At 59.3% G+C, this 17,247-nt stretch carries 14 protein-coding genes; 7 read left to right on the top strand and 7 right to left on the bottom strand.

What is annotated here, in order from left to right; genetic code table 11:
* Positions 1–53: 53 nt before the first annotated feature.
* Positions 54–1,142 (bottom strand): ABC transporter ATP-binding protein, encoded by a 1,089-nt coding sequence (locus tag HCG46_RS06585; RefSeq protein WP_168685258.1) that lies wholly within the window; start codon positions 1,140–1,142, stop codon positions 54–56.
* A complete protein-coding gene (locus HCG46_RS06590; protein WP_023001188.1) occupies positions 1,139–1,945 on the bottom strand; it encodes a DeoR/GlpR family DNA-binding transcription regulator in 807 nt (268 codons plus the stop codon). The genes HCG46_RS06585 and HCG46_RS06590 overlap by 4 nt, the downstream gene beginning before the upstream one ends.
* A gap of 456 nt (positions 1,946–2,401) precedes the next feature.
* Here HCG46_RS06590 and HCG46_RS06595 point away from each other — a divergent pair, with 456 nt between their 5' ends.
* The 5 genes from HCG46_RS06595 to HCG46_RS06615 all read left to right on the top strand — a co-directional run bounded on the left by HCG46_RS06595 (position 2,402) and on the right by HCG46_RS06615 (position 7,088).
* The gene (locus tag HCG46_RS06595; protein ID WP_168685260.1) at positions 2,402–3,904 is read left to right on the top strand and encodes an alkaline phosphatase; all 1,503 of its coding nucleotides are present in this window, start codon (positions 2,402–2,404) and stop codon (positions 3,902–3,904) included.
* Between the two features lie 130 nt (positions 3,905–4,034).
* Positions 4,035–4,493, top strand: a complete 459-nt coding sequence (locus tag HCG46_RS06600) for a hypothetical protein (RefSeq protein WP_209009330.1) — start codon at positions 4,035–4,037, stop codon at positions 4,491–4,493.
* 9 nt (positions 4,494–4,502) lie between these two features.
* Positions 4,503–5,183, top strand: a complete 681-nt coding sequence (locus tag HCG46_RS06605) for an ATP-binding cassette domain-containing protein (protein ID WP_168685262.1) — start codon at positions 4,503–4,505, stop codon at positions 5,181–5,183.
* Positions 5,176–6,498, top strand: a complete 1,323-nt coding sequence (locus HCG46_RS06610; RefSeq protein WP_168685264.1) for an FtsX-like permease family protein — start codon at positions 5,176–5,178, stop codon at positions 6,496–6,498. The genes HCG46_RS06605 and HCG46_RS06610 overlap by 8 nt, the downstream gene beginning before the upstream one ends.
* 26 nt (positions 6,499–6,524) lie before the next feature.
* Positions 6,525–7,088: a copper chaperone PCu(A)C gene (locus tag HCG46_RS06615; protein WP_168685266.1), complete on the top strand. Its 564-nt coding sequence runs from the start codon at positions 6,525–6,527 to the stop codon at positions 7,086–7,088.
* 280 nt (positions 7,089–7,368) lie between these two features.
* Here HCG46_RS06615 and ugpC read toward each other — a convergent pair whose 3' ends face one another.
* The 4 genes from ugpC to HCG46_RS06635 all read right to left on the bottom strand — a co-directional run bounded on the left by ugpC (position 7,369) and on the right by HCG46_RS06635 (position 12,395).
* Positions 7,369–8,460 (bottom strand): sn-glycerol-3-phosphate ABC transporter ATP-binding protein UgpC, encoded by a 1,092-nt coding sequence (gene ugpC, locus HCG46_RS06620; protein ID WP_023001182.1) that lies wholly within the window; start codon positions 8,458–8,460, stop codon positions 7,369–7,371.
* Positions 8,461–8,493: 33 nt separating this feature from the next.
* A complete protein-coding gene (locus HCG46_RS06625; protein ID WP_055656415.1) occupies positions 8,494–9,642 on the bottom strand; it encodes a carbohydrate ABC transporter permease in 1,149 nt (382 codons plus the stop codon).
* On the bottom strand, positions 9,642–10,883 hold the full coding sequence (locus tag HCG46_RS06630; RefSeq protein ID WP_075283675.1) for a sugar ABC transporter permease: 1,242 nt from the start codon (positions 10,881–10,883) through the stop codon (positions 9,642–9,644). The genes HCG46_RS06625 and HCG46_RS06630 overlap by 1 nt, the downstream gene beginning before the upstream one ends.
* A gap of 144 nt (positions 10,884–11,027) precedes the next feature.
* The gene (locus HCG46_RS06635; RefSeq protein WP_023001179.1) at positions 11,028–12,395 is read right to left on the bottom strand and encodes an ABC transporter substrate-binding protein; all 1,368 of its coding nucleotides are present in this window, start codon (positions 12,393–12,395) and stop codon (positions 11,028–11,030) included.
* Between the two features lie 249 nt (positions 12,396–12,644).
* Here HCG46_RS06635 and HCG46_RS06640 point away from each other — a divergent pair, with 249 nt between their 5' ends.
* On the top strand, positions 12,645–13,688 hold the full coding sequence (locus tag HCG46_RS06640; protein WP_023001178.1) for a substrate-binding domain-containing protein: 1,044 nt from the start codon (positions 12,645–12,647) through the stop codon (positions 13,686–13,688).
* Here HCG46_RS06640 and HCG46_RS06645 read toward each other — a convergent pair whose 3' ends face one another.
* The gene (locus HCG46_RS06645) at positions 13,689–14,357 is read right to left on the bottom strand and encodes a GntR family transcriptional regulator (RefSeq protein WP_168685268.1); all 669 of its coding nucleotides are present in this window, start codon (positions 14,355–14,357) and stop codon (positions 13,689–13,691) included.
* 674 nt (positions 14,358–15,031) lie between these two features.
* Here HCG46_RS06645 and HCG46_RS06650 point away from each other — a divergent pair.
* The gene (locus tag HCG46_RS06650; protein ID WP_168685270.1) at positions 15,032–17,071 is read left to right on the top strand and encodes an EAL domain-containing protein; all 2,040 of its coding nucleotides are present in this window, start codon (positions 15,032–15,034) and stop codon (positions 17,069–17,071) included.
* Positions 17,072–17,247 lie beyond the last annotated feature (176 nt).

Raw genomic sequence — 17,247 nt, forward strand, 5'->3', positions numbered from 1 at the left:
AGGTTCGAAAATCCGCAGGTCTGCGGTCGGTCTACGCGGGCGTGCGCAGCAGGTCAGGAGCGCAACAAGGCTCCGAACTCGGAAATGAGATCGTCCCGGCGGCGGCCGGTATCGGCGTCGAAAACATGAAGATCGTTCGGTGAAAAGCCGAGCTGCACGGATTGGCCGGGCGTGAAGGCCCGGCTGGCCGGAAGGCGCACCTGAAAACCGGTGCCGGCAACTTCGCAATCGGCCAGCACATCCGCCCCCAGATACTCGACGGCACGAACAGACGCGTTGACCGGGCCGCCGTCTTCCAGATGCATTGCCTCCGGGCGCAGGCCGAGCTTGAAGTCCGGCGCGGTGCACAGCTTCCTGAAGGCATTGGCCGGAAAGAGGTTCATTGGCGGGGTGCCGATGAAACGGGCGGCAAAGGGCGTTGCCGGTTTTTCGTAAAGATCCCGCGGGCTCGCCACCTGCTCCAGCCGGCCACCATTCAAAAGCACCACCTGATCGGCCATGGTGATGGCCTCGACCTGATCATGCGTGACATAGACCATCGTGAAGCCGAGCTGCTGCTGCAGCGCGCGGATCTCCACCCGCATTTCATGGCGCAGCTTGGCGTCGAGATTGGACAGCGGCTCGTCCATCAGGCAGATCGGCTTTTCGCCGATGATTGCCCGCCCAAGGGCGACACGCTGCTGCTGACCGCCCGAAAGCTGACCCGGCTTGCGCTCCAGCAACTGGCCAAGGCCCAGCAGATCGGCAACCCGTGCAAGACGCCGGTCCCGCTCGGCCCTGCCGACCCGGCGGACCTTCAGGCCGAAGATGATGTTCTCACCGACATTCAGATGCGGAAACAGCGCATAGGACTGGAACACCATGGCAAGGTCCCGCTTGGCCGAAGGACGGCCGGTGACATCCTCTCCGCCGATCAGGATGCGTCCGCTGCTGACATTCTCGAGGCCCGCAATCATGCGCAATGTCGTGGACTTGCCACAGCCGGACGGTCCCAGAAGTGCCGTGAAGGAGCCTGCCGGAATATCGATCGACAGGCCATCGACGGCCACCGTCTCACCCCATGAACGCGACACCGTTTCAAGGACGATCGGCTTGCCGGCGCCAGAGGGTTTCGCACCCGGGATATGCGGATCTGATGTCACGCCTCATCCCCGTCGTCGGCCACGAACACTTCCGTTTTCGTGCCTTCCAGCGATGCCAGGAAAACATCCGGCACCGGGCAATCCGTGAAGATCGCATCGACATCGCTGAGTTGACCGCCGCGCACATGGGCGTTCCGGCCGAACTTGCTGTGATCGAGAACCAGATAGGACCGGCGGCAATTGGCGAGTATCGACTGGCGGGCCGCCACTTCGTCCTCGTGGAAATCCAGCAGCGTGCCGTCTTCATCGACACCGGCGACACCAAAAATGCCGATATCGACCTTGTAGTTGGAGAAGAACGCCTGCGCTGCGGACCCCAGCACATCGCGGTCGCCATGGCGCAACCGCCCGCCGGTGATGGTCACCTGAAATGACGGATTGACCGAAGCCGTGAAGGCCACGTTCAGATTGTTCGTGAAAACCGCCAGTTTCTCATGTCCAACCAGGGCCTGCATCACGATCTCCGGGGTGGTGCCGATGGAAAACGCTATCGACTGGTTGTTGCCGACATGGCCGGCCACCAGTTTCGCAATCAGCTGCTTTTCCGGAAGATTGAGAATCTGCCGGGTGGAATAGTGGATGTTGGACGCTGGTGCCGGAGGCTCGACGCCGCCGTGGGTCCGGCGCAGGATCCCCAGTTCGCAAAGACCGTTGACGTCCCTGCGAATTGTCTGCGTGGTTACCTCGAACCGGTCCGCCAGTTCCTCGACGGACGCAAACCCTGCCTTTTGTACCAGATCCGCGATTTCGGCCTGACGCTTTGAAATGTCTATTTGCCCAAGCATGTTCTTCTGATCCGCCATCGTCCCCTCTCCTCCTGCTGATGCAGAAGGCCAGTTGCTCCAAAGGCATCATGTTGACTCGAAAAAGCCTGACTTCGAAGCCCGTTAAAACATTTTCATATGAACCTTATTCGACGCTCATATGAAAATGATGTGACAATAGGGGATAGCGGGCAGCCCAGGAACACAGGACGCGACAGCGTCCTCAGATTTCAGGACTGCAATTTTCTATCTGTAATTGCCCGGGCTTTTCACGAGGCTGCCAGGTCGATTACCCGGCCAGGGACCGACCCTCCGGTTTGAAAACAAGACGCTAACGAAGAACAGACAAGACGGCGCAGAAGTAGAAGAGTTGAATTCAATCGTGGAGGTTATGTAATAAAATAACAAATCTGTTTCGTCATCCAACTGTCAATCAGATGTCATGCAGCGTTTTTAAGTAGCTCCCGGGATGCACCCTCACCTCCGGGAGATATCATGAAAACGATCGTTTGCACTTCGCTGGCGCTGGCCCTTACCGGCTCCGTCGCCATTGCTCAGGACGCCCTGCCGCAAGCTTCCAGCCAGTGGTACAAGGATGGCGAAGCCGCCATTCAGGCCATTTTGGACCGTCAGCCGAACACCAACCGCGCCAAGAACGTGATCCTGCTGATCGCTGACGGCAACGGTGTCGGCACCAACTACGCCACGCGCCTTTTCGACGGTCAGCAGAAAGGCATGCTGGGCGAGGAAAACGTTCTCCCGTACGAAACTCCGGAGTTCTACAGCGCCCTGGTCAAGACCTACAACATCAACGCCCAGACGCCGGACTCCGCTCCGACCGCCGGCTCGATGAACACAGGCGTGAAGCAGCGCTTCAACCTGATCAACCTCGGTGAAGAAGCCATCCATGACGATTGCTCCACCGTTGAAGGCAACCAGCTTGCCCTGTTCTCCGAAATGATGACCGAAGCCGGCAAGTCTGTCGGCGTGGTTTCCACCGCCCGCCTGACCCACGCAACTCCGGCTGCCGTCTACGCCAAGACCGCAAACCGCAACTGGGAAGACGCGGTGCCGGAAGGCTGCACTGCACAGAAGGACATCGCGACCCAGCTGATCGACGCCATGGAAGCCGGCACCGTTGATTTCGCAATGGGCGGCGGTGGCCGTTACTTCCTGCCGAAGGACAAGGAAATGGGCGGGCTGAAGGGCCGCCGCGAAGACAATGTCGACCTGGTTGAGCGTGCAACCGGACTGGGTGCACAGTTCGCATCCGACACCGCCGGTTTCCAGTCGCTGAAGCTTGACGGCTCCAGCCCCGTACTGGCCCTGTTCAACAACAGCCACATGGAATATGAGGCCGACCGCGCCGACAATGACGAGCCGTCCCTGGCCGACATGACCAAGGCAGCCATCGAATATCTGTCCAAGAACGAAGGCGGCTACTACCTGGAAATCGAAGCCGGCCGCGTCGACCACGCCAACCATGACGGCAATGCGGCCCGCGCCATGCGCGACGGTGTCGCCTTTGCAGAAGCCGTTGCCATGGCTGACGAACTGACCAACGATGAAGACACGCTCATCATCGTCACCGCCGACCACGAACATGCCATCGCCTTCAACGGCTATTGCGGCCGCGGTTCGGCCATCCTCGGCCTTTGCTACGACGTTGCCCAAGTGGGCATCAAGCATTCCGACAAGGTTCTGACCGCGGACGACGGCAAGCCGTACACCGTGATCGGTTACCTGAACGGCACCGGTTCCGTTCTGAAGAAGGGCGAAGGCGAAAACGACTACACCGGCTCGCGCCCGGACCTTGACCAGGAAACCGCCACCGATTTGGACTACGTCCAGCAGGCGCTGATCCCCAAGTCCTCCGAAACCCATTCGGGTGAAGATGTTGCTGTCTACGCAAAGGGCCCGTGGGCACACCTGGTCGATGGCACCATCGAGCAGAACGTGATCTTCCACATCATGAACCACGCTGTGAACGCCCAATAAGCCTTCAGTCAGCGTCCAACAAGCGCTCAGCGGGATCCCTGGTCGAATACCGGCCAGGGATCCTGAAGGCCTGCCGCCCGGCAGGCCTTTGCCTGTTTGTCATATTAGCCGGATAAGTTAGGAGCATGAATTGGCCAGAACCAGGGATGTCATGAACCGCAGACAGCTCATCGTCGGGCTCGGCCTCGCTCCGTTTGCCGGAATTCTGCTGCCGGACACGGCCGGTGCGGCGGACGCCCCCCTCAAGTTGCGCACGCTTTACAACAAGGACCGGAGCTTTTCCAACCTCGCCCATTCACTGGAAGGCACCAGGGTATCGGTCGGTGGCTACATGGCCCCACCCCTGAAGGCCGACAGCCAGTTCTTCGTGCTCACCAAGATTCCGATGGCAGTTTGCCCGTTCTGTGAAACCGAGGCGGAATGGCCGCGCGACATTCTCGCCATCTACACCAAGCGCATTGTCGACGTGGTCGCCTTCAACAGCAAGATCGTGACACGGGGCGTTCTGGAACTGGGAACCTTCAAGGATCCAGAGACCGGGTTCCTCAGCCGGGCAAGACTTGTCGATGCTGTCTATGAACGCAGCTGACAGCGTCTCATGAATCTTGCTCTTCAAGTCGACGATCTCCGCGTCAGGACACCCGGTGGCCGGGTGCTGCTGTCCTGCGATCACTTTGATGCAACACCAGGCGCAACCATCGGCCTGCGTGGCCCGTCAGGTGCCGGGAAATCGACCTTTCTCTACGCGCTCGCCGGACTGCACCCGGCCATGACAGGTCATATCCGCTGGGGTGCAACCGACCTGGTGCAGCTGAACGACGCCGCCCGCGCCGCGTTCCGCCGCAGCCATGTCGGTCTGATCTTCCAGGACTTCCTGTTGTTTGAGGAACTGAGCGCCCTTGGCAACGCCTCCCTTGCAACGGCGTTCAACCCGGCAGAAAAACGCCGGTTGATCACCGACACCGCACGGGATTTTCTCAAGAGCCTCAAGGTGCCGGCAGAGGCGCGGACCGTAGACAGTTTTTCCGGAGGCGAACGCCAACGCACTGCGATTGCCCGCGCGCTGGCCCACGACCCCGAGATCATTCTCGCGGACGAACCAACGGCAAGCCTCGACCGCAAGACCGCCGATGCCCTGATCGAAGACCTGATCAGCCTGACCCGCGCGCGGAACAAGACGCTGATCGCCGTCAGTCACGACCAGCATCTGCTGGATCGGATGGATAGGGTCGTCGAAGTGACGGACGGCCACCTGCAGACGGAGGCCGCCGGTGCCTGACTTTTTCGCAGACCGCTGGCAAGACCTTTCGCCGCTTGCCCAGGACACGCTGTGGCTCGTGCTGCTTCTGTTACCCGCCGTGATAACCGGCCTGATCGTGATCTGGGGCTTCCGGCCACAGGCGCTGGTCGGAGCACTGCTCTGGCGCTTCCGCTGGACCAATCTGACCTTCGTTTTCCTGATCGCCATTTCCATCGGTATCGGCGTTGGCCTGATAGCCCAGGAACGCGGCCTCAGAAAGGGAACGGCACGGGCAGCGGAAAAGTTCGATCTGATCGTCGCAGCCCCCGGCAGCGAAATCACCATGATGTTTGCCGCCGTCTATCTGCAACCAAGCGACGTGCCGCTTCTGGGAGGCGAGATCTACAACGAGATTGCCACCCATGACGACGTCGACCTTGCCGCCCCGATTGCCTTCGGCGACAGCTACCTGTCGTCACCTGTTGTCGGCACCACGCCGCAGTTCGTCACGCATCTGGCCGGAAACCTCGCCGAAGGCAGGCTCTTTGCCGGCAGCGGGGAAGCGGTTGCCGGCTCGCGGGTCGACCTGAAGCTTGGCGACACATTCGAACCCGCGCACGGCATTGGTGACAGCGCGGAAGAAGATGCCCACGCCGGCCACGCGCTCACCATCGTCGGCAGGATGCCGCCCACCGGCAGCCCGTGGGACAAGGCCATTCTCGTTCCGGTGGAAAGCGTCTGGGAAGTGCACGGGCTGACCAATGGCCATGGCCCGGAACGACAGACACAGATCGGCCCGCCGTTTGACGCCGATTATTTCCCGGGAACACCGGCGATACTCGTTCATGCCAATGAGCTCTGGGCGAATTACGCCCTGCGGTCCGAGTTTACCCGCGACAACACCATGGCGTTCTTCCCCGGCGCGGTGCTTGCGCAACTTCATGCACTCATGGGGGACATCCGTCAGATCATGTCGGTGATGGCGGTGCTGACCCAGGTGCTGGTGACCGCCGGTGTCCTGACGGGGCTGATAGCCCTTGCCCGGCTGTTCGCCAGGCGTCTGGCACTCTTGCGGGCTCTCGGGGCACCGGGACGCTTCGTCTTTGCCGTGGTCTGGTCCTATGCCGCCACCCTGATTGTCCTGGGCTCGGCCGTCGGGCTGGGCGTCGGCTGGATCGCGGTCGATGTCATCTCCTCAATCGTCACCGCCAGAACGGACATTCTGGTGACGGCAACGCTCGACTGGCCGGAGTTTCACCTCATCGCCGGTTTCGTCAGTCTGACGGTGCTGCTCGCGCTTTTGCCCGCCTTCATGGCAATGTCACGTAATATCATTACTGATTTGCGCGCCTGACCTGAAGCCTGAAGGATCTTTCCGATATGCGCGCCCTTGCCGTCCTGTTGCCGCTGCTGCTCTGCCTGCCACACTCTGCTTTGGCGTCCGGCACACATACTGCCTCCGAAACAGGGCATGGCGATGCAGAAGCACACGAAACGCATGACGAAGCCGAACATCATCACGATGAGGATGAAGACAGCCACGAAGGCACGTCTGAAGGCGTGCGTGCTGTCCACGCCTGGATCCGCGAGACTTCGGCCAACTCCGCGCTGCTTTTCGTCAACATCGAGAACACCTCCGGACGGCAGGTAAAGCTGGTTGGCGGTCACACCGAGATCGCCTCGAAGGTCGAACTGGTCGGCTTTGCCCTGAAGGACGGTGAAACCGGCTACGATCCCCTGCCGCCCGTTCCGATCCAACCGGGCAAGTCCCTCGTTCTTGCTCCCAACGCCCTGGCCCTGCGCCTCGGTGGCCTTACCCGCCCTTTCCGGGAAGGAGAGGAGTTCGAAATCGAGATCGAATTCGATTTCGGCCATATCGAGATGCAGGCCCAGGTCGAATCCATCAATGCAACCCGGCACAGCCATGCAGGGCATCAGCATTAGATCTGCCGGGATTAGAGGCAGGGATTAAGTGGGGTTGGTATCCCAAGCTTCAGTCGATGAATACCCCCACCCCTAACCCCTCCCCACAAGGGGGAGGGGGATCAGTCCGTGCGGATTGAAAAGATCTCACTTGTCTTCCCGAATACCTGAAAAGGGATAGCGGGTTTCAGCGCACCTACACAGTGGCGCGGTAAAGCATTAGTCCCCCTCCCCCTTGTGGGGAGCGGTTAGGGGTGGGGGTCAACAGCGTTACCAAAAACACCCAACCCTGCCGGGAATGTCACCTGTACAGGAACGACCGCCCCTCGCCATCGAACAGATGCAGCTTTTCCGGCGGGGCCGTCAGGCGCAGTTCTGTGCCCTTTTCGACCTTGTAGATACCCGGGATCTTGGCAATGAAAGCATCGTGGCCTTCTCTCGGCGCGAAATAGAGCACTGTTGTCTCGCCGAGGGCTTCCACGATTTCGACATTCGCCGCGACCAGATAATCGTCACCTTCGGTAACGCTGAGGTCTTCCGGACGCACGCCCAGCTTGACGCGCGCACCCTTGTCGCTGTCGAGCGAGGCAATCGGCACATCCGCATGACCGCCATCGGACATCTGGACAGATGTCATCTGGCCGGTCGCCGTCACCTTGGCATCGACGAGGTTCATCGCGGGAGAGCCGATGAACTGGGCAACGAACGTGTTTGCGGGACGCTCGTAAAGGTCCAGCGGCGCACCGAATTGCTCCACGTCTCCACCATGCAGCACGACAATCCGGGTCGCGAGGGTCATCGCTTCCACCTGATCGTGGGTGACGTAGATCATGGTGCTTTCCGGCATGCTCTCCTTCAGCTGTGCGATCTCGATCCGGGTGGCAACACGCAAGGCGGCATCGAGGTTCGACAGCGGTTCGTCGAACAGGAACACCTTGGGATCCCGCACGATCGAGCGGCCGATGGCAACGCGCTGGCGTTGACCGCCGGACAGTGCTTTCGGCAGACGGTCGAGATAGGCAGTGAGCTGCAGCCTGTCCGCAGCCGCCCGCACCGCCTTGTCGATTTCGTCGCGTGACTTGCCCGCCAGCTTCAGGGCGAAGGCCATGTTGTCGTAGACCGTCATGTGCGGATAAAGCGCATAGGACTGGAACACCATGGCAATGCCGCGCTGTGCCGGCGGCACATCGTTGACGACCACTCCGTCGATCTCCAGCGTTCCGCCGGTGATCTTTTCAAGTCCTGCGATCATCCGCAGCAATGTCGACTTTCCGCACCCGGACGGACCGACGAAAACGATCAGCTCGCCTGCGTTGATCTCCATGTTGATGTTGCGCAGAACTTCGACCGATCCATAGGACTTGCTGACATTCTTCAAGGACAACGATGTCATGCCGGCTGCTCCCGATTGTTGATTTTGTTCATGTTATTTCACCGACCCGGCCAACAGGCCGCGCACGAGATAGCGCTGCATCGCGAAGAACACGAAGAGCGGCACTGCGATGGACACAAAGGCCGCCGTCGCGAGAATTTCCCAGTTGCCGCCACGCGTTCCCAGGAGTTCGACGATCTGGTTGGTCATCACCGTGGTCGAGCCTGTGGCATCGATCAGGAACACCTTGGCCACCAGCAGATCGTTCCAGGTCCACAGGAACTGGAAGATGGCGAAGGACGCCAGGGCCGGAAAGCTGAGCGGCAGGATGATGCGGGTGAAGATCTGGAAATCCGTCGCTCCGTCCACCTTGGCATTCTCGATGATGTCCCGTGGCAATCCGACCATGTAGTTCCTGAGCAGATAGACCGCGAGCGGCATGCCGAAGGCCGTATGGGCCAGCCAGACCCCCATGTAGCCCTTGCCGATACCGACGGCGAGATGGAGCCGCAGCAGCGGAATGAGCGCCAGTTGCAACGGCACGACGAGCAGCGCCACAACGGCGGCGATCAAGAGGGCGCGGCCGGGAAATTCCATCCAGGCAAGGGCATAGGCTGCGAACGCCGCAATGACGATCGGGATGATCGTCGCCGGAATGGTGACCGTCAGCGTGTTGAAAAACGCCTTGCCCATGTTGTCCTGTCCGGTGCCGGAAAAGAGGATGGTCTGGTAGTTTTCCAGCGTGAATTCCGGCGGCACGGTCGCGGTCACGAAAACACGCTGGCCACGGCCGGAGATCTGCTTGTCATTGCCCTTCCAGACATAGGACCCGTCGGCGAGGAGCGTCAGGCTTTCGCCATCGCCCATATCCGCCGTTTCGCCCGGCTGGTAAGCAGACACGTCTCTGGACGAGACGCCCCACGAGCGGATCTCGCGCGGCTCACCTTCGAAGATGTTGCCCGACACGGTGAAAAGGTCTCCATCGGCAACACGGGTCTCGTCCGGATCCGAAGTCCGGTAGACCTCGTTCTGTTCGGCCGGAAACAGCGCCGCCCACCAGCCGGAGCTGGAGATCTGGTCCGCGGTCCGGAAGGACGAGACGAACAGCCCGACGGTCGGAAACAGCCACAACAGAACGAGCGCTGCGACGGAGATCTGAACGGCCCAGGTCAGGCCGGATTTTTTCCCAGCAATACTGGCCATCACTTCATCTCCTTCCGGGCGTTGTAAACGTTCCAGACGAGGATCGGCGTGACGAGCAGCATGATGATGATGGCACTCGCCGACCCCACTCCCCAATCGTTGGCACGGAAAAGCTTGTCGTACATGTAGTTGGCCAGAACCTGCGTCTCCCACTGGCCGTTGGTCATCGCGAAGACGATGTCGAACACCTTGAGCACGGTGAGCGTGATCGTGGTCCAGACCACCACGATGGTCCCCATGATCTGCGGCACCTTGATCTTGAAGAAGATCTGGAACGGATTGGCACCGTCAACGATCGCAGCTTCCACGGTTTCCTCCGGAATGCCACGCAGGGCCGCGGACAGGATCACCATGGCAAAACCGGTCTGGATCCAGATCAGCACCACCATCAGGAAGAAGTTGTTCCACAGCGGCAAGGTCAGCCAGGTCTGCGGTTCGCCGTAGGGCACTTCGGCAATCCAGACACCGAGCGCGGAACTCAGCGAAATCCAGATCAGCCAGATCCCGCCAACGGCGACCAGAAGGCGCAGGGGCAGAAGCCAGATCGACTTGTCCTCCCCCCGGGCGACAATGCCGCGCACGAAGGTCCAGGCCACATAGGCAACAACAACAGCGAATGCCAGCAGGAGAAGGGTCGGCAGAAGCTGAAGAAAGACAACGGAGCCAATGCCACCGTCAAACTTCAGCCAGATCGCGTTCAGAACGCCGATCTGGTTCTGATCGGCGGCGCGCGTATCGTAGATCAGCTTGAAGATGACCGATGCGCCAACGAAAGAGATCGCCATCGGCATGAAGATCAGCGACTTGGCGAAGTTGCCCCATCTGATCCGGTCCGTGAGCTGGGCGACCAGCAGCCCGAAAGCCGTCGAGGCAGCCGGCACGACAATCAGCCACAGCATGTTGTTGCGCACCGCTTCCCAGAACTTCGCCTCGTTCATCATCTGGCGATAGTTGGCAAGGCCGACAAAAGCCCCTCCCTGAGAGCGGTCTGTCAGCGACAGTCGCAAAGTCTCGAAGACCGGATAGGCAAGATACAGCGTCAGCGCGAACAAGGCCGGGAACAGGAACAGCCAGGGCCGGATCATGTTGGCCCGGTTGATGTTCTTTCCTGCATTGGGGCCGCGCGCCGGAAACAGGACCTTGTCGAGAAAGACATTCGAAAAGAAGAAATAGGCAAGGCAGGCTCCAACGCCAACGACGATGGTAAAGAGCCCTAACAGTGCCGGATTGTCCGATAGCATGGCCGTTCCCTCCCATTATTGATTATGGGGAGGCACCCGGAAGACCGGGGGCTTCCTGCGTTTAGGAACTTTGTTTGTTGGACGTTTTCGCCGATCCGTCAGAAGAACGGCCAGCCTCCCTGGGGAGACCGGCCGCCTGAAGGATTACTTGAGGGCGTCCCAGCTTTTCTGGATTTCCTCGGCGACGGCTTTTGCGTCCTTGCCGCCGGTATAGTCGACCATTCCGGTCCAGAACGTGCCCGCGCCAACGGCACCCGGCATCAGGTCGGAGCCATCGAAACGGAAAGTGCTGGCATTGACCAGGATCTCGCCCTGACCGCGCAGCGTGTCGTCCTTGTAGGCTGCCGGGTTGGCACCCTTGTGAGGCGTGAGGAAGCCGGTCTGGGCCATCATCACTTCATGCGAGAGCGGCAGTTCGAAGAACTTCATCAGTTCGTTGGTCGCGTCGGACGGATTGGTGATCGCCATCAGCGTGCCACCACCGAGGACCGGGCTGCCGAGATCCTTTTCCGCGTAGGCCGGGAAGTAGAAGAAGTCGACATCGGTGCCGAACTCGACGCCATCCGGGAAGAAGGCCGGCACGAAGGAAGCCTGGCGGTGCAGGTAGCACTGCGGCGGCGAGGAGAAGAGACCCTTCGGGCTGTCACGGAAATCGGTGGAAGCAACGGCTCCCGCACCGCCCGCGACCTTGGCATCGTCGCGTGCGAACCAGCCGAATTCCTCGATCGCGGCAACGACACGCTCGTCGTCAAAGGGGATCTCGTTGGTGGTCCACTGGTCGTAGACGTCAGCCGGCTGCGTGCGCAGCATCAGATCCTCGACCCAGTCGGTTGCCGGCCAGCCCGTGGCAGCACCTGAACCCAGACCGATACACCAGGGTGTTTCGCCATCGGCAACGATCTGCTCGGTCAGCGCCTTCAGCTCTTCCATGGTCGTCGGCACTTCATAGCCGGCGTCCTCGAAGTTTTCCGGCACGTACCAGACAAGGCTCTTGACGTTGACGTTGTAGAAGAAGCCGAACAGCTGATCCTGGCCGTCGGCATCCTTGTAGGTGCCGAGGTTGACCCAGCTTTCGCCGGCCCCGTAGTTGTTGGCGACCCAGTCGGCCATGCCTTCCGGAAGCGGCTTCAGCAGGCCGCGCGCAGCCATGTCGGCGGCAAGGCCCGGCTGCGGGAAGACAGCGATATTCGGTGCGGCGCCGGCTTCTGCATCAATCACGATCTGCTGTTCGAAGGAATCCGAACCGGTGTAAATGACTTCAGCGCCGGTAGCTTCGGTGAAATAGGCTAGCACGTTGCGGAAATAGCCGTCTTCCGGCTGCAGCCACGGGCCGGCGATCGTCACGGTCTGCCCCTTCAGGTCAGGCGCGCTCTCAGCCCATGCGTTGTAGCTGTCCCAGTTGAACGGGCCTTCGCCCGGAGCGAATTTCAGGTCAGCCGCGGATGCAGAGCCCGCGCCAAGCCCGATGGCAAGCGCCAGACCTGCCGTGCAGGCTTTCAAACGTAGTTTCATATCTGTCCTCCCAGATTGTCCCTATGCTGGAACACTCCACCCAAGGTGGCATACCTCGCCACCTTGCAGCAATACCTACCCGTTTTTCCAGGTCGGCAATTCTACCAGAACCCTTTATCCAAACCGCTTTGGATTTGGCCCTAACCATGTCTTCAGGCTTCGGCCTTGTCAAGCGCGCAACTCGCGAATTAATGTTGCATTTCAATAACAGCCTGTTGGGAGGGCGCTTTCAAAGCGTTTTGGGCCAGAATGAGCAATGGCGTAAACCTGAAAGAACTGTCGCAACGGCTGAACCTGTCTCAGACCACGGTAAGCCGCGCACTCAACGGCTATCCGGAAGTCAGCGAAGAAACGCGCAAACGCGTGACCGAGATGGCCGACAAGCTCGGCTACGCGCCCAACAGCCAGGCACGGCGGCTTGCAACCGGCCGCGCAATGGCCATCGGCCATGTCATACCGCGCTCAATTCACGAGATGATGAACCCGATCTTTCTGGAGTTCATAGCCGGCGCCGGGGAGACCTATTCGCGCCACGGCTACGACATGATCATTTCCGTCGTCGACGATGCCAAGGAAGAAGACGCCTACCGGCAGATCGCTTCACGCAAGAAGGCCGACGGCGTGATCATTCACGGCCCCGCAAATGACGAGCGCAGGCACAGGCTTCTGAAAGAACTCAATCTGCCCTTCGTCGTTCACGGACGCATCCCGGGCGCCGAGGAAGAAACATCGTGGATCGACATGAACAATCGGCGGGCCTTCGAGCGGGCGACGAACCTGCTGCTGGACCTCGGCCACACCCGGATCGCACTGTTGAACGGTCTGGAACATATGGACTTTGCCAACCGGCGCCGGCGCGGCTTCGAGGAAGCGCTGGCAGCACGGGGCCTGACACCGGACCCGGCCTTGATGCGCAGTGCGGACATGACCGAACCCTACGGCTGCGACAATGCGATGGAGATGCTGAAGAGCGACAATCCGCCGACCGCCTTCCTGATTTCGTCCATGATATCGGCGATCGGTGTCGCCCGCGCTGTCGGCCAGTGCGGATTGAAGACAGGCAGGGACGTGTCCATCATCACCCATGACGATGCCCTGTCTTTCCTGCCCAACAGCGGAGAAGTGCCAATTTTCACCTGCACCCGCTCCTCGGTGCGCTACGCCGGGGAAAAAGCTGCCGAGCTGCTTCTGAACATGATTTCCAACCCGGCCAGCAAACCGGCTTCCCTGCATCTGGACGCGGAGCTGATCATCGGACAGTCCACCGGCCCCGCCCCCGCCGCGCCAAAATGATCAGACGTGGCTGAGCCCGCAGTCCTGCAGCACATCCTTCATCCTGAGCATTCCGTTGAGACGGTGTAATCGCGCCGTCTCCGTGGCGCTGTCGGTGTCGCCGTCCCGGATCGCCTGTACAATCTTGCGATGATCGGCAGCATTTGAGGCCGGTGCCTTGTTCAGGCGCAGCAACACGGTGTTGGCGCGGTAGACCTGATCGAGAAACCCCTCGATTTCCGCTTCCAGACGCAGATTGCCGCTCGCCTTGGCCATCAGCCTGTGGAATCTGTCGTCGTGAACGGCCCAGGCCTCGATATCCTGACGTTCCAGCGCATCATCGGCCTCGTTGAGCACTTCTTCGATTTCCGCGAGCGTCTCGTCGCCCGCCTTGCGGCAAGCGGTGCCTGCGGCAAGGGCTTCAAGCGCCGAAAGGATCTGGTAGATCTCGCAGATGTCCTGCAGCGAAATCGGCAGAACCTTTGCTCCGCGGCGGGGCACGAGGTCCACCAGACCGTCAGCCTCCAGCCGGATAAGCGCTTCGCGAACCGGTGTCCGGCTCATGCCCAGCCGTGTCGCGATGTCCGGTTCCGGCGCCTGAAATCCGGGCGGCAATTGCCCGTTCAGGATCTCGGTTTTCAAGCGTTCATAAGCGTTGTCGACGCGAGTGGATCTGGCTTTCGTTGGCATTGCGGGATGCACCCGTTCTCCTGACGTGTCTTAAACAGTTTGCATTGTCCCGCACCTCTCGCTCGAGGCCGGAGCGGCATTTCTGATCGCTGAAGGCATTGCCCTCCGGCGCGGCCGCCCTGTTTTGGAAGCAAATCAATGCCGTATTGCTAATTATATCGATAGAATTTTATCCATCCCCATGCCCTGAGGGCACCCGGGCAGAGTCGCGACCTTTCGGATCCGCTCATTTGCTGGATTTTGCACGAATTTCGGGCTTTCTTGAGGCTCAAAAAATATTGTCAAAAATTACGGTGACTTAAGGACATGCTCCAGTTACCGAGGCGTCAAGTCAGTGCTGCAGAACGCGCCACTACCTGAAAATGCCGCGCTTTTGGCGGCAGATGTTTACGAATTTGCCTGGCTCAGGCAAAGGGCGGGTGCCGCCACGCTCTTCAGAAGCAGCTCTTCCGCTCCAATCGCACGCAGGCAAACCGGTAGCGGCACCCATGCACCCCAAAGCTGCTCGTAAAACAGGTCAATACTGACAATAAAAGCCACCAATTGCCGGATACTTCATGCGCAATTACAACAATACCAGATTAAACAAAGAGCAATACTTGAAATACACCAAAAAAACACAGTTTGTTATGCTTTTTAAGCTTTCATGAAATCAACCGTCGGTGGGAGCTTTTATGGAACGCGTCGCAACAGTTTTGTCTTTTGAGCATGACCATGCTCTTTTGACACTTGCGATCGCAACGTGTCTCTTCGGATGCGCCTTTTCCTTCCTGCTCCTTGCGAAGGTTGACCGCGATGCAAGCCCTGCGCGGGTCATCTGGCTCATCTGGTCTGCACTCGTCGGCGCCTCGGCAATCTGGGCGGCCCAGATCATCGCCTTTTCTTCGGTAAAGCTTCCCGCGGAATCAGGGTACCGGCTTCAAACGGCTCTGCTTGCCCTGCTTGTCGTCTTTGCCGGCCTCCTGTCAGGTTATGCACTTGCTGTGCGGCGAAACATCCGGCTCGCACCGGAACTTGGCGGCATCCTCTTTGGCCTTGCCATTGCAGGAATGGGTCTGACGCTGACGACGGCCAGGGAGATCGCCGGTTTACCTGATACGAGCGAAGCCTTCGGACTTTGGACATTTCTGTTCGGAACGTGCCTTGGGGCAATTGCAATGAGTTTCGTTCCGCAGCTGCAGTCCAGGCGCGCATATGTAAGTGCAACGCTGTTCCTTTTCCTGTCAGCAGTTTCGATACACTTGCCGGTGCATTCCCCGGCCACGCCCCTTCGCGAAGTCAGTTTCCCGCGCGAAATCATGCTCATGTCCGAAAGGCACATGATGGTGATGTCGCTGGTCATCTTCGGCCTATGCACCTTTGTGGCTGCAACTGGTGCGCTGCTCGACCGGTACAGGAAAAACGCGGCCAGGCGAGCTTATAAACACCTGTCGCTGCAGGATTCTCTGACACGACTTCCAAACCGGCATTTTGTACAGAAGGCTGCGGCAGACCTTCTGGAAAAGGCCGAACTGGAGGGCAAGACATGCGCCGTCGTGCTGATCAGCCTGGACCAGTTCAAGGCCATCAACGACCTTCACGGCTACGAAGTCGGCGACACTGTCCTGTGCACCCTGGCCAACACACTGAAAAACAACCTGAGCGACAGTGTCTTCATCTCCCGCTTTTACGGTGACGAATTTCTGGTCATCAATCCGTCGCTCGACACTTTGGATGACGCCGTAGACTTCGCCCGTCTGGTTCGCTCCCTTGCCCGAAGGCCGGTTCAGTGGAATTCCTACCGCCTGTCCATCCGCTCCAGTATTGGCCTTGCCGTGTTTCCGCGCGACGGCAAGGACCTGAACAAGCTGGTGCAAAGGGCAAACCTTGCTGCCAAGCAAGCAAAATCGATCGGCGGCAACCTGATCCAGCCCTATGTCACGGGCATGGAGGAAACCAATCGCTGGGAGGCGGGCCTGGCGGCTGACTTGCGCAATGCAACGCTCGAAAACCAGCTCAACCTGGTCTTCCAGAAACAGAATCTGACAAAGACCGGCGAGCTGATTGGCTACGAAGCGCTTGTCCGGTGGCGCCACGCGGAAAAAGGCCCGATTCCGCCGGAGGACTTCATTCCGATTGCCGAACGGTCAGGCATCATCCTGGATATCGGCAACTGGGTTCTGGAAGCAGCCTGCAAGGAAGCTGCCTGCTGGGAAAACCCGGTAACGCTGTCGGTCAACGCTTCCCCGCTGCAGTTCTCCCGTTGCGATTTTGCCGGTCTCGTTTCCACCGTACTTATGAAGACAGGCCTGCCGGCGGAACGCCTGGAAGTAGAACTCACCGAATCCACCCCGATCGAGGATCACGAACGGGTTCACGAGACGATCCTCTCGCTGCGCAAAATGGGCGTGCGCGTTGCCATGGACGACTTCGGCAAGGGCTATTCCTCGCTCAACACGCTGCAAGCCTTTCCCTTCGACAAGATCAAGGTCGACAGAGCCTTCACCCAGTCGCTGGAAACCAACCCTCATGCCCGGGCAATCCTGCGCTCTGCCGTTCTGCTCGGCCATAGTTTCAAGATCCCAGTAATCGCCGAAGGTGTCGAAACGGAACGACAGCTGCAATTCCTGCAACAAGCCGGATGCCTGCAGGTGCAGGGCTTTCTGTTCGGGAAACATCTACTGCCTTCGCAGATCAAAAAGTTTCACCCGAGTTTAGACAGAACGGGAAGCTGACTTATCACTGAATTCAACTTAAATTATTATCAAATTAAACCTTGATATTAATATCAATATCCTAAAAGAAGCAACGCCAAACAAAGATTACCCTAGGTAATTACTGAAAATTCTTGACCATATTCTCTAAGCTCAACTTACTTTTGATTAACTATAAAATTTTACCTTAAGGGCAG

Source organism: Labrenzia sp. PO1 (assembly GCF_012273635.1).
GTDB lineage: Bacteria > Pseudomonadota > Alphaproteobacteria > Rhizobiales > Stappiaceae > Roseibium > Roseibium algicola.